The sequence below is a fragment of the Acinetobacter sp. ANC 3882 genome (genome assembly GCF_022549545.1).
In the GTDB taxonomy this organism is placed as follows: Bacteria; Pseudomonadota; Gammaproteobacteria; order Pseudomonadales; family Moraxellaceae; genus Acinetobacter.
In genome coordinates this window covers 104,776-119,525 of record NZ_JAKZGB010000002.1, presented here as the reverse complement: position 1 = coordinate 119,525, position 14,750 = coordinate 104,776, and the positions used below count along the sequence as shown (strand labels likewise).

Sequence of the window (14,750 nt, the reverse complement as noted above, 5' to 3'; positions counted from 1 at the left end):
CAGACGTATGATACCAAAGGATAGCTATCCAAGTGATGTAAAAATTCTTCGAGTCGTTTCAATCAACGTAAATGGCTTGCGCTCATCAGTCACCAAAGGTCTACTCGAATGGTTAGAACAGTCGGGTGCCGATGTGGTGTGTATGCAGGAAAGCCGCATCACCCATGAACAATGGACCGATAAATTTAAACCTGAAGGTTGGTATACCCACCTGTTCCCAGCTGAACGTGCAGGCTATGCGGGTACGGCGATCTATAGTCGTCTGCCATTCGTGTCGGTAAAAGATGGCTTAGGTTTTGAACTGGCTGATTCTCAGGGACGTTTTGTCGCAGCCGAATTCGATTTGGGCTTGTCACAAACTGTTCATATTGCCTCGTTATACTTGCCATCAGGATCAAGCGGTGACGAAGCGCAAGCACGCAAAGACGTGTTTTTACAAGAATACGCTAAAATACTAAAACAGTGGCGAGATGAAAATAAATCCATCATTGTCTGTGGGGATTACAATATCGTGCATAAACGCATCGATATTAAAAACTGGTCAGGCAACCAGAAATCTTCTGGGGTTTTGCCACATGAGCGTGCTTGGCTTGATCATATGTATGATGAGTTGGGTTATGTGGATACTTTCCGCGAAGTTCGCCCTGAAGCAGAATTGTATTCATGGTGGTCAAATCGCGGTCAGGCGCGTGCAAAAAATGTTGGTTGGCGTATTGACTACCACGCCTGCTCTCCAGACTGGAAAGCACGCACAACCAACGCATGGGTGTATAAAGAACAATGGTTTAGCGACCATGCACCGGTCATTATCGACTATAAAATACACGAATAAGTGAACACTTGTTCACTTTGGTCGCTTCTTTGGCTTACATAACTTGTCGCTTTTGTATATTTTTATTTCACTTCTAGAACGGCATTATAGCTTCACGGCACAGGGAAGCGGTCAGGATGACCAAAAAGGGATAGGACGCCGTAGGAAGATAAAATAAACTTAGATTAAGTTTATTTGCAAGGATGAGACATTGGACGTTGAAATGAGACCCGCATAATCAGGAAGATTATATGCGGGTTTTCTCTTTTCTAGATCTTAGATTTTCTTGCTCTGATTTGTCTTTAGCAGGTTTGCTCAAACCATATGATCATTTTCGCCATTTAATTTTTTGCTTCACACATTCTACCAATCAACGTGATAAAAAATTTCAACTGGTACAGCACCCATCTTTTACGTTAGGCTTTGCCCATATCTTTTATTGTTTTCGATGGTTTTTCACATGTTTAAAATTTACGGCATTAAAAATTGTAATTCGATGAAAAAAGCCTTTGATGCGCTACAAGCCAAAGGGATCAATTACGACTTTCATGATTATAAAAAACAAGGCATTGATGCAGAGACTTTAGCGATCTGGCTAAAAGAGATCGGTGCAGACAAAATATTGAATAAAAAAGGTACCACCTGGCGCAAATTGACTGCCGATGAGCAAACACATGCCACCAGCAATGAACAGAACCTGATTGAAACCCTAATTGCGCAACCAAGCCTAATTAAGCGTCCTGTACTGCAAACACCGCAAGGTTTTGTGATTGGTTTTGACGAAGCGACATATCAGGACTTATCTGCTTAAGCATTTTAGATATACAGATACAAAAAAACCGAGTCAGAGCTCGGTTTTTTTCATTCACAGATGGCTTAGTTGGTACGAATCCAAGTTTGGTTACGACCTAAAGCAGCTACGCCAATATAACCTCGTAATTTCAGCTTTTTACCACCGTCGATGATTTCAGCTTTTAACTTGTAGGTTTTACCGTTCTTAGGATCGATAATTGAACCACCATCGTAATTCACACCACCCACATTTTTCAGGCTATGTACAATGGTTACGCCTTTGAGTGGTTTGTTGTGATAAGTCCCTTCACATTTAGAGCAAGCATTTTCTTGGCCAGCCACTAAATACTTTTGAATAGACGCAGTCAGAGTTCCATCCTTTTGCTCCGTGAATTTCACGATCGCCTTTGGCTGTTTTGTTTCATCATCAATGGTCTGCCAAACACTACCATTCAGCGCATCCGCTGCATTGGCAAAAGTTGTCAAACCGAGCAATCCAAATGCTAAAGCAATTTTCTTCATTTTTGTAATATCCTTAAGGGGTCTTTCAAACTGAAAGTATTGAGAACTTCAATCAATATTGCAATTCTTGATTATGACTATTTGGTATAACCTGAGTAAGAGTGTCGTAGTGCACATTTTTTCAGATTTTATCGTCGCGCTTCGACATAGCTTATTTTCAAGAGCTTTCTTATTGCTATACTGATCTAACAATATGGAAAAATTATGAAATTTGCTACTGTTTGGAAATATTATTTTACTGAATCCTTACTTAAAGCGACGATTCGAACACCCAGTCAGTTCAATTTGGCTCCCAATGCATTACGTCCCTTGCTCGACCAACTTTGTCGCCTGTTTCCTCAAGATTCAACAGTACAAGTTCGCCCAATACGTCTAGCAGGTGTACGCGGTGAAGAAATTAAAGCTCAAACAGCTGCCACACAGTTGATTTTTCACATTCACGGTGGTGCTTTTTTCTTGGGGAGTTTAAATACGCATCGGGCCTTGATGACTGATATTGCGGCACGTACTCAAATGCAAGTCATTCATGTCGATTATCCACTTGCCCCAGAACATCCGTTCCCTGAAGCCATTGATGCGATTTTCGATGTCTATCAAGCCCTATTAGTTCAAGGAATTAAACCCAAAGATATTATTATCTCTGGAGATTCCTGTGGTGCAAACCTTGCTTTGGCGTTGTGTTTACGTCTCAAACAGCAGCCAGAGTTCATGCCAAGTGGCTTGATTTTGATGTCGCCTTACCTCGACCTCACCTTGACCAGTGAATCGCTACGCTTCAACCAAAAGCATGATGCTTTATTGTCTATTGAGGCCTTACAGGCAGGCATCAACCATTATCTCACTGATAATATTCAAGCAGATGATCCACGTGTTTCTCCACTGTTCGATGATTTAGCTGGATTACCGCCAACACTTGTGCAAGTCGGTTCTAAAGAAATCTTACTAGATGATTCAAAACGCTTTAGAGAAAAAGCAGAACAGGCCGATGTCAAGGTTCAGTTCAAACTGTATACCGGCATGTGGCACAACTTCCAAATGTTTAATGCGTGGTTCCCAGAAGCCAGACAAGCCTTGGCAGACATCGCAGAATTTGCGCATGCACTCGATCGCGATTAAGCCCTTTACAATCGTGCAAAAAATGGTCAGCTATGTCTGACCATTGTCACTCTTAATTCACTTTTGTCATCATAAAATAAAACTGATTGGATATTTAGATAAGAGCTGATTTTTCAAAGAATTTTTCCCGTCTTATTTTGCACTAAAAAGCCCAGAGCTAGACTTTTTTCTCATTCTAAAGATGCTATTGTTATTTTAATTATCGTTCTTCAATATTTTGACGACAGATATACAGTTCCTAGGAATCTCATTGCATAAAAGGATGCATGCCAATGGTGAAGATTCGTTTCAATAGGTCAACTGACGCAACAGGATGGGGCCTTAGGCTTTCTTGGGAACATCACATTGTCGTCAATTGGACCATACTCAAAAAAAGTATTCTATTACTGATACTTGCTGCATTTATGAGTTTATTCTGGATCAGTTGGGATATTTTTATTCTCATGCATCCACAATATTCGGAATGGGTTCATTTGAGCATTGTACGCTCACACTTATGGACCAGCTTGATCACACTGCTGGTGATGCTCCTGCTTATCATTCCTTGTCATGTATTTAAAGATCGAGCTTGGGCACAAAATGTTTTGCCGATCCTAAGTGTCCAGATCTTTACCGCCATGCTCTGTCACAAAGGCTACTTAGTCGGTAGTTTCAGCCCTGCTACAATGGTCGGCTATGTCAGTGTGGTTGGTGTAGGCTTGGTCTTGTTCGATCGTCGAATGGTCTATTGTGCCCTCATTCCTGCCACGCTTGCGCTGCTGTTCTGCAACTATTTAAGTATGGTTGGGATACTGACTTACGCGCCGCTATTTAATATGCAGCGATTGAATGAGGTATCCATGCATCCCTTTTGGGTCGGTAGTATGGTGTTCTTTTTATTGCCAATCTTACTGGCCTGTTTATTTCTGTTTGAAATTTTGTTGACGCAATGGCGAACTCGGGAAATGACCATTCAAATTCTCAGTCGTCTTGATCCGCTCACCAATGTATTGAATCGACGCAGTATCGGGAGTTATTTAGAACGGTTACATCAACAACCAAACCCGCTCTATTCAATTGTTTTGCTCGACCTAGATCATTTTAAAAGTATTAATGATCATTTTGGACATAGCATGGGCGATCAAGTGTTGGTCACCGTGGCACAATGCCTAGCAAAAAATCTACGTGACCAAGACATTATTGGTCGTTTTGGCGGCGAAGAGTTTATTTTATTGCTACCCAATACCACCACTGCACAAGCACAGAATGTCGCTGAACGCTGCCGTCTTGCGGTCTCAAAATTGCGCTTTATTAATGAACAGAAGCAAGAATTTACGGTCAGTGCCAGTTTTGGGATCAGTAGCTCACTCAGTGCTGATGAACCCCATCTCATTATTAGCCAAGCAGATCAAGCCCTGTATGCCGTTAAAGCAGCAGGACGCAATCAGGTGAAAATCTTTACTGAACTGGCAATGAGTTAGTGTCGTGAAGGCCTCACCAGCCTTCATTCCCTCATGCTCAAGCTTTTAAAAATTCATCTCGATGCTGACGATAAGGCTCATCAAAAGGGACAAACATGTGTTCCTGCTTGGCCTCGGCAATCCATTGTTGCACCGAAGACAAAGCCAAGATTTTTTGCATATAGGCCTGACTGGAGTCAGAGAGTGGGAGTTGATAGCATTCGAAACGCATCACCACAGGTGCGTAAAATGCATCGGCAAGACTAAACTCACCACATAAAAAACTGTCCTCACTCGGACGTTGTGACCAGATTTGATCGATTCGGGCAACGTCCGCACGTAACTGAGCATGCTCTGTCCAAAGCTGTTGACCAACATGTGTCAGATCAGCTTCCACATTCATGGGGCATAGATTGCGTAAGCTTTGAAAACTACTGTGCATTTCGGCACTGATACAGCGTGCTCTGGCCCGTAACTTTCGATCCTGAGGCAGTAATACTTTTTCAGGATATTGCTCTGCCACATATTCACCAATCGCCAGACTGTCCCAAACAATCAGATCGCCATCAGCCAATGCAGGTACTTTCCCTGTGGGATTCAGTTTCAGAATTTCTGTTTTGAATTGACTATCTGCATCAAAGCTATCGAACTGAATCAGCTGTTCCTGAAATGGAATACCTGCTTGTTTCAATAAAATCCACGGACGCATTGACCAAGTCGAATAATTTTTATTACCAATAAAGAGTTGATACATACTTATTATTTTCCTTTAAATAAGGCGAGTTGTTGTAATAGCTCGGCTTTCTGGAATGCTCCAGTTAAACGTAGTGAGCGGATTTCTTGTTGTTGTGGATCTAAGAATAAATACGTCGGTGGTCCTAAAATATCCCACTGCGCTAACAGTGCTTGATGTGACGCATCATAATGGCTTAAATCCATTTTAATTAAATAAAAACCTGATAATGCTTGTTGTACCTCGGCATCTTTTAAAATGCGATGCTCAATCGGCTGACAAGCCACACACCAATCCGCATAGACATCAATCACAATGCCACGGTCTTTGGGTGCATTGGCTAAAATCTGCTGAAACTCATCTGCTGTTTTTGCCACATGCCATTCAGCGAGCTTCTCAGCCTGAGCCGAGCTGAGACTTTGAATGTGTTGGTATTGATTAAAAGCCAATGCTGGGATCACCAAAATCAGCAATATTGCATAGAGCCATTGCAGTTTGGATTTTTGTCCAAACAAGCGATACACGGCATAAATAATGAAAGCCAAACCTAAAATCAGGCTGAGAATTTGTAGGGCCAATTCAGGCAATAATGGACGAATAAAATAGAGGCTTAAAGCCAGCATTAAAAAGGCAAAAATGATCTTGATTTGATTCATCCACTCGCCAGCTTTAGGTAAGGCTTTTGCCCCTAAAACACTCGCGAGTAGCAATGGAATGCCCATACCAAAGCCGAGGGTAAAGAGTAACAATGCGCCTTGCCATTGATTCTGGGTTTGCGAAATAAACAACAATACCCCTGCCAAAGGTGCGGTCATGCATGGCCCAACCAGCAGTGCAGAAATCATGCCCATGACAGCAGCACCCACCAGCGTGCCGCCTTTTTGATTGGATTGCATCTGATCCAGTCGATTGACCCAACGCTGTGGCAATTTCAACTCAAATAGACCAAATAAGTTTAAAGCAAACGCCACAAACAATAAGCTAAATGCAATCAATGTCGCAGGTTGTTGTAACCAACGTTGAAAATTCAATCCTGCTGCTGAAGCAATCAACCCCAGTACCGCATAGACAAGAGCCATACTGACCACAAAAGTCAGCGCAATTGACCATGCTTTAACCCCTTTATTCTCACGCACAATCAACGAGGTCAGAATTGGTAACATCGGTAATGAACACGGCGTAAAAGCCAATAAAATACCAAGGCCTAAAAATAATAAAATGCTATATGCCAAGGAATGCTGTTCGAGTGCACTCGACCACTTTTGGTCTTGTGCCATCACAGCTGTATGATTTTGATTTGTCGTTTTTGTGGTCGGTTCTGCATCAACTTCATCATTTATTGCCGTTTGAGCATTTAAGGCATTGGATGAACGTGCAGCATCTAAAAAGCTTTTTTGCGAGTTTGCGCTGACATTCTGAACATTGACCAAACCATCGGCGTCAGTCTGAAATTCAATATTTTGCGGTGGGTAGCAAATACGGTCTTTGGCACAGCCCTGCCAAGTTACACGATAATGTTGAGAGGCTTGGGTGGGAATACTAAATTCAGCTTGTTGATAATAAACTTGGCTATGACCATAGTTTTCATCATATTGTTCAATCGCTTTTGGCAAATTCAAGGCAACGGGTTGATTGCCTTGCTGTACTTCAAATTTATGTTGATATAAATAGTAATTGGGCTGAATCGACCAATGCAAACGCGCCTGATGTGGCTGAGTTGATTCAACCGTAAATGCAAACGCCTGTTCAGGGCTTAACAACTGTGCTGATGAGTTCTGTTGAGCGTAAGTCATAGACCCGCATAACAACAATAAAGTTCCGAGGACGTAACTCATCAGTGGGAAATGCGTCCCACCCTGAACAGACATTTTCATGATTATCTCACTATCATTCTCCCGAACTCCCCAACTGCGATCGCAGCAGTTAATTTAAGAGAATTCAGGTGCATCATTATTAGAATAAAACAGATACGCCGAAGCCACCGTTATAGCTTTTCTGATCACCATTGAGATCAACCCCAATACTTGCATCGAGTTGTGTACGATTATTCAAGGCATACACTAGACCCGTGCCAAGACCATATTCATAATCCTGACTTTCTGCTTTGCGGTAAATAAATTCTGAGAAACCAGATAATTTACCCGCGATTTTATAATCAATAGTCGGTACAGCTGTGACTGCCCAATTGCTGTTTTGCGCTTCATAACGCATGGTAATGGACGTACCAATCAAATCGCTAAATTCATAAGCAACTGCAGACGTTAAGCTATAGATATCATCATGGTTGGTGAATTCATCATTCCCCGTTGCAATAATTGCTTCTGCCAGCAATGCCATCGATAAACGATCATCTTTTAAATCAATGGCTTTTTTCAAACCGATACTGACATCACCTAGGCCATTGCTTTCTTTTTTCATGCCAGCACGTTTATATTGCTGCCAAACAGGCCCCTGCCAACCCAATTGTAATTCCAGTCCATCAGCCAGACCGGTACGCAACAACATGTCTCCGTTAAGCGTTAAAGTTTTATCTTTTACCCCATCTACTTTATCTTCTTGGTAGCTGACGCTTGGTAAACTTTGTTCCCATGCCAAATGCCCAACAGGGGTAATCCCTGTACCCATACCCGCACCTGGGCGGTCAAAAGAAAAGTCGGCAGCAAAAGCAGTGCTTGCCATCATTGATGCTGCAATCAAGCTCAATGTTTGAAATGTTTTCATACGTATCCTCGTTCTATTCTGTTGGCTTGGCTTATGCACCGAGCTCTTTTGACATTTTTGCACCATGCTGACGTAACAATTCCAGTGTTGCACGTTCTTCTGGCAATGATTCTGACCAATCAATTTCATCAAATTCACAATCAAAGAAAAGCTGGCTAATAGATGATAAAACGGTTAGACCCTCTTCATCACGGGTATTTGGATCTACTTTTTCATCGAGTAAGCGTTGTACCACAGGTGCGCAAGCAGAACTTGCTGCGTCCCAAAGCGGACCATAAAACTCTTCTGCATCCCACAAATGTAAATTTGCTTTGGCTTGAATCAATGCATCTAAAATATCTAAATAAACTTTGAGTTGTTGTTGCTTTTCTTCGTCGCTGAAAGGCTTACCTGCTTCATAAGCTTCACAAATTCGTTCCCACCATGTGAACAAACCATCGCAAATCATAGACACAGGTGGTCCTTGTTCAGGATCAATAAAATTCGGGTCGAGTCCTTCAGCAAGTAAAGATTGCACTTGGTCCAAATCGAGTTGTTGTATGGCTTGCACCAAGGCCTGCTGTTGCTTATTTAACATGACCAGTTCTCACAATATTTTTTAATGGCTCTATTATGCCGAATATCCTGACAGGATTTTATAAAACCATCTAAAAAATCATGTATAAATTTGATACACACGTAAAAAAAGCCCAAGAACTGGGCTTTTTCTTTGCATTTGTGGCTATGCTTCATCATCCACTTTTACATCATCATCGACATCAACGTATTCGGGTAAACCACCACGATGGTGCTCTTTTTTCTCATAAAGATGCTCCAGACTACGCTTCAATTTATCAATTGCACCATGAATCGAGTTATCAATATTTGCTGCTTTATGTGTCACTGCGACAGGTTTCATTCCTGCTGGGCGAGCTTCAATCATACATCGTTTGTCATGATCGCCCGTTTTATCCCCGTTTTCATCACTAATATGAACCGAAAAATGTGTAATACGCTCGCTATAACGTTGAAATTCTTGTGTAAGTTCTGCACGAACATAACTGTTTAAGCGTTCACTACCTTGAATGTTTTTATCTGTACGGATTTCAATATTCATAAATATCTTCCTCTCTTTTCTGTGAGACGGTGCTACAAAACTTTCTTCTTTGCACGCTTTGAGCATGCAGTCATTCAGTGCAGTTGTATATTTTGATTATGTAAATGCTTGTTGTCTCCTCGCTTTGCATCTGTTGTTTTTCAGTATGTAAGAAGATCTTTTATAATTCCAATATCTGTCTTTCCTCCAAAATATGCAAGCTGATTTTTGACATTTTTATTAAAACTTAAAACAAAAATATTTTTAACTTTATAGGCCATTTTACTTTAGCTCGCTATATACAATTCTTTTGTTCATTTGGTCAAATTTGGCTTTATTTTTGCTTAATACCTTGTATCCTTTACACGCCTTTTGGGGGGAGATTTTTTAAATGCAATTGAAGCAACTTGCAGCAACATGTTTATTGGTATCTACAGCAGCTTTCGCTCAGGCGAAGCCAATTTGGCAAGATTTCAGCGTGACTGGTTTGTACGGTGAGAACTATGAAGTTGTTGATGAAAAACAAACAACGGTAACACTCGAATATGCGGCAAAAGTTAAATATGCCGATGTGTTTTTCTTTATGGATCGTATGCGTGGCAGCGATGATCATAAAAGCACATATTTCGAACTCTCTCCACGTTTAAGCTTGGGCGAGATTTCAGGACAAAAACTTGCGTTTGGTCCAATCAAAGATGTGCTGATCTCTACAACATGGGAAAGCAACAACGATGACTTTGCTAGTTTTGACAACTTCTTATATGGCATAGGTTTTGATCTTGCCATTCCATATTTCCAATATGCGAATGTGAATTTCTACCGTGCCAACAATGAAAATACTGCTGATGACTACCAAATGACCATCGCTTATGCGTTGCCATTTAAAGTATCAAACGAAGATTTCTTGGTTGATGGTTTCCTTGACTGGTCGACAGGTGAAAAAGATCACGCCAGTGAGCTCAACTGGACCACACAATACAAGTGGAATGTAGGTAAACACATTTCACCAGACACTCGCCTTTATTTAGGTGTTGAGCACTCTGTTTGGAATAACAAATTTGGTCTGAAAAACCGTGACGAAAACAACGTCAGTGCGTTAATCAAATACCACTTCTAAATCATTTAGAATGTAAAAAAAACAGCAAGGAATTCCTTGCTGTTTTTGTGTGTATCACCGAATATAAATTTGAGATGAACGATCGCTGTATTCAATATTCATCTCTTGTTTTTGTCTGATTTGATGACCTTTGCCCATGTCTGTGAATATTCCGCTTGCACCTTATGCCTTAGCACCCCATTTCCAAATTCGTTTTGCGACAGTGAATGATCTTGATGAGATTCTTGCTATTTACAATGCTGAAATTTTAAATGGAACCGCAAATTGGAATGATCACGCCGTTTCCCTGAAGGATTATCAGCAACGTTTTCAAAGCATGCAACAGCAACAATTCCCAATGATCGTGGTTGAAGACCTGAATACCCATCAAGTCGCAGGCTATGCGTATTACACTGCTTTTCGGACCATCAGTGGCTACCGCCAAAGTATTGAGCATTCTGTTTTTATTAATCCAAGCTATGCACGCCAAGGTCTGGGCAAAGCCCTCATGCAACAGCTCATTCATCTAGCCAAACAGCAAAACATGCATATTATGGTCGCTGCCATTGATAGTGAAAACCAAGGCTCAATTGTGTTGCATGAACAACTCGGTTTCGTTCAAACAGGGTATATGCCACAAGTGGGCCAAAAGTTTGGTACATGGCGTGATCTGGTCTGGATGCAACTGCAACTGCAACTCACAGAAACTCAATAAAAATCTCACTTTTAGCGTACTGTCATCGCACTGAATTGTGGCTTAAAATGAAGGAAATACTTCATTTCAAAAATAGCCAAAATGATTAAAACGTCTCAACTCGGCCTCTGCCTCAGCATGCTACTCGGTTCAAGTGCCAGCTTTGCCGAACTTTCCTTCGAGCAAGAACTGCAACAGGGCTGCGCCAAAGTGAAACAATATGCTCAAGCAGGTAAAAAGTTTTACGATCAAAAACAATATCTCAAAGCAGCCAAACAGTTTGAAGACCAAGCTGCATGGGCACATTTCTGCCAAGCCAATGCAGAAGAAAGCGGTGTTCAGATCAGTGATCGAGACATTGAAATCGCCAATAATAATGTAGGTTTGAGTTATGCAAAACTAGGCAAACCACAATGGGCCAGAGTCTGGTTTTTACGTGATAAAGACACTAAAACCAGCCAATACAACTTAAAACAACTCCCGAAGCCCAAAGTAACTTCTAACCTACAAGGAACGTATGTTCGAGCCAATGGTTTTGGGCAATGGGATTACATCAAGGTCAACAAAAAACAGAATAAATATGCGATTGCATTTGATGGCTATTACTTTGGACTACGTGGCCTAATCTATGGTCCAAATATGGGACAATTTGAAACCAGCATGCCAATCAAGTCAAAACAGGCTAACTATCGCAATGAAGACTGTCTGATTAAACTTCAATTTGCCAATGATGCAAATCTTGGACAAAAAATTGAAGTTGAACAAAACAACGGTGAGTCCTCATGTGGCTTTGGACATAACGTCTATGCAGGCGGAACGTTCTATAAAGTGGAAAACAAATGAGTGATCTTTACACCCAAACTCAACAAAAAATTTAAGAAAAAGTATGAGACTCGGAAACGTCATTCACAACCTGCATGATCTTTGAAAGATATTGTTTCTGCGAAACAATAGAAAAAATCCAAGAATTGAACAGGTTTTGTGAATGACAATGCCTTTGGTTACTTTGGGCGAAACCAAAGTAACTCCAGCCGAAGGCTTATTTAGACATTAGAAGACTTCTTGGTATGACTCCGTAAAAATAATCATTTTTTAATATCTACTTTTCTAAATAGTAAAATGAGATATGTAGAGATGGATATTAAATCGCCACCAACTCCCGAATCCCCTTCCCAGGCATATCCTCACCCCGCCCTTGCGCAATCACCTGCCCACGAGCCATCACCGTATAATTATCCGCAAGCTCTTCAGCAAAATCATAAAACTGCTCGACCAAGACAATCGCCATCTCGCCCTGATCAGCCAGTTTACGAATCACCCGACCAATATCTTTAATAATCGAAGGCTGAATGCCTTCGGTGGGTTCATCCAAAATCAATACGCTCGGCTCTGAAGCTAAAGCTCGAGCGATCGCAAGTTGCTGTTGTTGACCGCCAGATAAATCACCGCCACGGCGATGCTTCATTTCATCTAATACAGGAAAAATTTCATATAAATGACTCGGTACTTTACGGGTCTTAGCACCCGAAAACTTGGCCATCCCGATTAAAATATTTTCTTCCACGGTCAAGGTCGAAAAAATATCTCGCCCCTGTGGTACATAGGCCAAACCGGCACGCACCCGTTGCTCAGGAGACATTTTGGCAATGTCTTTACCATCGAGCAGGATTTGCCCTGATTTAATCGGCAGAATGCCCATCAAGCACTTCAGCAAGGTGGTTTTACCCACCCCATTACGCCCCAAAACTACACTACACTCACCTACAGGTGCATGAAAGGACACATCACGTAGAATATGACTGCCACCATAGAACTGATTAATTTGTTTCACTTCTAACATGTGCGTCTCCTAGCGTCCTAAATACTTTTCAATCACATCTTCATTGGCCTGAACTTCTGCCAATGTGCCTTCTGCCAAGATCGCACCTTGTGCCAAGACCGTGACTTTTTCACTGATGGTGTCAATAAAACTCATGTCATGCTCAACCACCACAAGGGTATGATTTTTTTTCAGTTCAAGGCAGAGTTCAGCAGTACGCTCAGTTTCAGCATCGGTCATACCGGCGACAGGCTCATCCAGTAAAATCAGCTTTGGTCGTTGCATCAACAGCATACCGATTTCCAGCCACTGCTTTTGTCCATGCGACAGCAAACCTGCTGGCTTCTGTACAAATTCCTTTAAACGAATTTGTTCCAATGTTTCATCCAAAGCCAACTGCGCTTCTGGATCTAAACGAGAAAATAAGCTTTTTTTCACTCGTTTATCTCTTGGCGCAGCCAGTAGCAGATTTTCCATCACAGTAAAATTTTCAAATACCGTTGGTTTTTGGAATTTGCGACCGATACCTGCCTCGGCAATTTGCTCGGTACTCATTTTGGCTAAATCATAGTTTTGCCCAAAAAATGCCGTGCCAGTGGTCGGACGGGTTTTACCTGTAATCACATCCATCAAGGTGGTTTTCCCTGCGCCATTCGGCCCGATAATGCAACGTAACTCACCCTCAGCAATATAGAGAGACAGATCATTCAAAGCCCGAAATGAATCAAACCAAACGCTGACTTTTTCCAGATATAAGGCAATGCCATGACTAAAGTCAGCCCCTTGTGGTTTGGCACGTCCATACCCTTCACCGAGTTGACCGCCATGTTGAGCTGAGTCAATTAATACATCACTCATTTAGTCGCGCTCCTTTTTAAAACGGTCAAATAGGCCAATCACACCTTTTGGCAGGAATAAAGTCACCACAATGAAGAGTGCCCCTAAGATCAACAACCATGCTTCTGGTGCAGCCACTGTAAAGTAGGTTTTCACTGCATTAATTAGACCTGCTCCAAGAATTGGCCCAATCAGAGTGCCACGTCCACCCGCAGCCACCCACACCGCCATTTCAATCGAGTTGACGGGATTCATTTCACTCGGATTAATGATGCCCGCCTGTGGCACATACAACGCGCCAGCAATACCCGCGATCACCGCAGACAAAACCCATGCCGACAGCTTGTACCACAGCGTGCGATAACCCAGATATTGCAAGCGATTTTCACTGTCGCGAATGGCTCCCAATACTCGACCATAAGGACGATTCATCAGTTGTCGCAAGCCAATAAAGCACAGCATCAACACCAGTGCGGTAACAAAACACAGCGTGGCACGCATTGATGCGGAGGTGATATCAAAACCCAAAATGGTTTTAAAGCCAGTAAAACCATTATTGCCCCCAAAGCCAGTTTCATTGCGGAAAAACAATAACGCTGCGGCAAAGGTCATGGCTTGGGTAATAATGGAGAAATACACGCCTTTGATTTTGGAGCGAAAGGCAAAAAATCCAAAAATAAACGCGATCAGACCAGGGACCAGCACCACCAAGGCTAAGGCCCAAGCAAAATGCTCCGTCCCGACCCAATACCACGGCAACTCGGTCCAGCTCAGGAAGCGCATAAAATCAGGGAGTCCATCGCCTGCAGATTGACGCACCAGATACATCCCAAACGCATAACCACCTAAGGCAAAATACAAACCATGCCCCAAACTCAGAATCCCTGCATAGCCCCACACCAAATCCAGAGCCAAGGCGACCAAAGCCAAACACATGATCTTGCCAATTAAGGTAATCCAATAAGCGGATAGGTAAAATGCAGAGTCTGGAGACAGCAAATGCAACCAAGGCAACAACAGCAACACTGCAAAACAGCAGGCAATTGCGACAGCGCTATACGGTTTATCTGCGAACACAGAAGTTATTTTCATTGG

General features: G+C 42.1%; 16 protein-coding genes. 7 read left to right on the top strand and 9 right to left on the bottom strand.

Going from position 1 to position 14,750, the window contains the following annotated elements; translation table 11 throughout:
• The first annotated feature begins 7 nt into the window (after positions 1 to 7).
• A complete protein-coding gene (locus tag MMO42_RS05690) occupies positions 8 to 832 on the top strand; it encodes an exodeoxyribonuclease III (protein ID WP_241319677.1) in 825 nt (274 codons plus the stop codon).
• A 439-nt stretch (positions 833 to 1,271) separates the two neighbouring features.
• Positions 1,272 to 1,622, top strand: coding sequence for an arsenate reductase (locus MMO42_RS05685; RefSeq protein WP_241319676.1), 351 nt, complete (start codon positions 1,272 to 1,274; stop codon positions 1,620 to 1,622).
• A gap of 65 nt (positions 1,623 to 1,687) precedes the next feature.
• Here MMO42_RS05685 and MMO42_RS05680 read toward each other — a convergent pair whose 3' ends face one another.
• Positions 1,688 to 2,125 (bottom strand): DUF2147 domain-containing protein, encoded by a 438-nt coding sequence (locus MMO42_RS05680; protein WP_005209507.1) that lies wholly within the window; start codon positions 2,123 to 2,125, stop codon positions 1,688 to 1,690.
• A 204-nt stretch (positions 2,126 to 2,329) separates the two neighbouring features.
• Between MMO42_RS05680 and MMO42_RS05675 the strand changes: the two genes are divergently transcribed.
• Together MMO42_RS05675 and MMO42_RS05670 are read left to right on the top strand one after the other, a co-directional pair.
• Positions 2,330 to 3,241 carry an alpha/beta hydrolase gene (locus MMO42_RS05675; protein ID WP_241319675.1) on the top strand — a complete coding sequence of 304 codons (912 nt, stop codon included), beginning with the start codon at positions 2,330 to 2,332 and terminating at the stop codon, positions 3,239 to 3,241.
• 272 nt (positions 3,242 to 3,513) lie between these two features.
• On the top strand, positions 3,514 to 4,701 hold the full coding sequence (locus tag MMO42_RS05670; protein ID WP_241319674.1) for a GGDEF domain-containing protein: 1,188 nt from the start codon (positions 3,514 to 3,516) through the stop codon (positions 4,699 to 4,701).
• Positions 4,702 to 4,738: 37 nt separating this feature from the next.
• Here MMO42_RS05670 and MMO42_RS05665 read toward each other — a convergent pair whose 3' ends face one another.
• The 5 genes from MMO42_RS05665 to MMO42_RS05645 all read right to left on the bottom strand — a co-directional run bounded on the left by MMO42_RS05665 (position 4,739) and on the right by MMO42_RS05645 (position 9,230).
• On the bottom strand, positions 4,739 to 5,434 hold the full coding sequence (locus MMO42_RS05665; protein ID WP_241319673.1) for a glutathione S-transferase family protein: 696 nt from the start codon (positions 5,432 to 5,434) through the stop codon (positions 4,739 to 4,741).
• Between the two features lie 5 nt (positions 5,435 to 5,439).
• Positions 5,440 to 7,287, bottom strand: a complete 1,848-nt coding sequence (dsbD, locus tag MMO42_RS05660; protein WP_241319672.1) for a protein-disulfide reductase DsbD — start codon at positions 7,285 to 7,287, stop codon at positions 5,440 to 5,442.
• 79 nt (positions 7,288 to 7,366) lie between these two features.
• A complete protein-coding gene (locus MMO42_RS05655; protein ID WP_241319671.1) occupies positions 7,367 to 8,134 on the bottom strand; it encodes a transporter in 768 nt (255 codons plus the stop codon).
• 31 nt (positions 8,135 to 8,165) lie between these two features.
• The gene (locus MMO42_RS05650; protein WP_005297591.1) at positions 8,166 to 8,711 is read right to left on the bottom strand and encodes an ankyrin repeat domain-containing protein; all 546 of its coding nucleotides are present in this window, start codon (positions 8,709 to 8,711) and stop codon (positions 8,166 to 8,168) included.
• Positions 8,712 to 8,855: 144 nt separating this feature from the next.
• A complete protein-coding gene (locus MMO42_RS05645; RefSeq protein ID WP_004803557.1) occupies positions 8,856 to 9,230 on the bottom strand; it encodes an HPF/RaiA family ribosome-associated protein in 375 nt (124 codons plus the stop codon).
• 370 nt (positions 9,231 to 9,600) lie between these two features.
• On the opposite strand from MMO42_RS05645, the gene MMO42_RS05640 reads away from it, so the two are divergent.
• The 3 genes from MMO42_RS05640 to MMO42_RS05630 all read left to right on the top strand — a co-directional run bounded on the left by MMO42_RS05640 (position 9,601) and on the right by MMO42_RS05630 (position 11,842).
• Positions 9,601 to 10,326 (top strand): outer membrane protein OmpK, encoded by a 726-nt coding sequence (locus MMO42_RS05640; protein ID WP_241319670.1) that lies wholly within the window; start codon positions 9,601 to 9,603, stop codon positions 10,324 to 10,326.
• 136 nt (positions 10,327 to 10,462) lie between these two features.
• Positions 10,463 to 11,020 carry a GNAT family N-acetyltransferase gene (locus MMO42_RS05635; RefSeq protein WP_241319669.1) on the top strand — a complete coding sequence of 186 codons (558 nt, stop codon included), beginning with the start codon at positions 10,463 to 10,465 and terminating at the stop codon, positions 11,018 to 11,020.
• A gap of 81 nt (positions 11,021 to 11,101) precedes the next feature.
• Positions 11,102 to 11,842, top strand: coding sequence for a hypothetical protein (locus MMO42_RS05630; protein ID WP_241319668.1), 741 nt, complete (start codon positions 11,102 to 11,104; stop codon positions 11,840 to 11,842).
• Between the two features lie 298 nt (positions 11,843 to 12,140).
• Here MMO42_RS05630 and urtE read toward each other — a convergent pair whose 3' ends face one another.
• The 3 genes from urtE to urtC are packed head-to-tail and all read right to left on the bottom strand — an operon-like array spanning position 12,141 to position 14,747.
• Positions 12,141 to 12,839, bottom strand: coding sequence for an urea ABC transporter ATP-binding subunit UrtE (gene urtE / locus MMO42_RS05625; RefSeq protein WP_241319667.1), 699 nt, complete (start codon positions 12,837 to 12,839; stop codon positions 12,141 to 12,143).
• 9 nt (positions 12,840 to 12,848) lie between these two features.
• Positions 12,849 to 13,676: an urea ABC transporter ATP-binding protein UrtD gene (gene urtD / locus MMO42_RS05620; protein ID WP_005297601.1), complete on the bottom strand. Its 828-nt coding sequence runs from the start codon at positions 13,674 to 13,676 to the stop codon at positions 12,849 to 12,851.
• Complete coding sequence (urtC, locus tag MMO42_RS05615) at positions 13,677 to 14,747, bottom strand: urea ABC transporter permease subunit UrtC (RefSeq protein ID WP_241319666.1); 1,071 nt, start codon at positions 14,745 to 14,747, stop codon at positions 13,677 to 13,679.
• Positions 14,748 to 14,750: the final 3 nt, after the last annotated feature.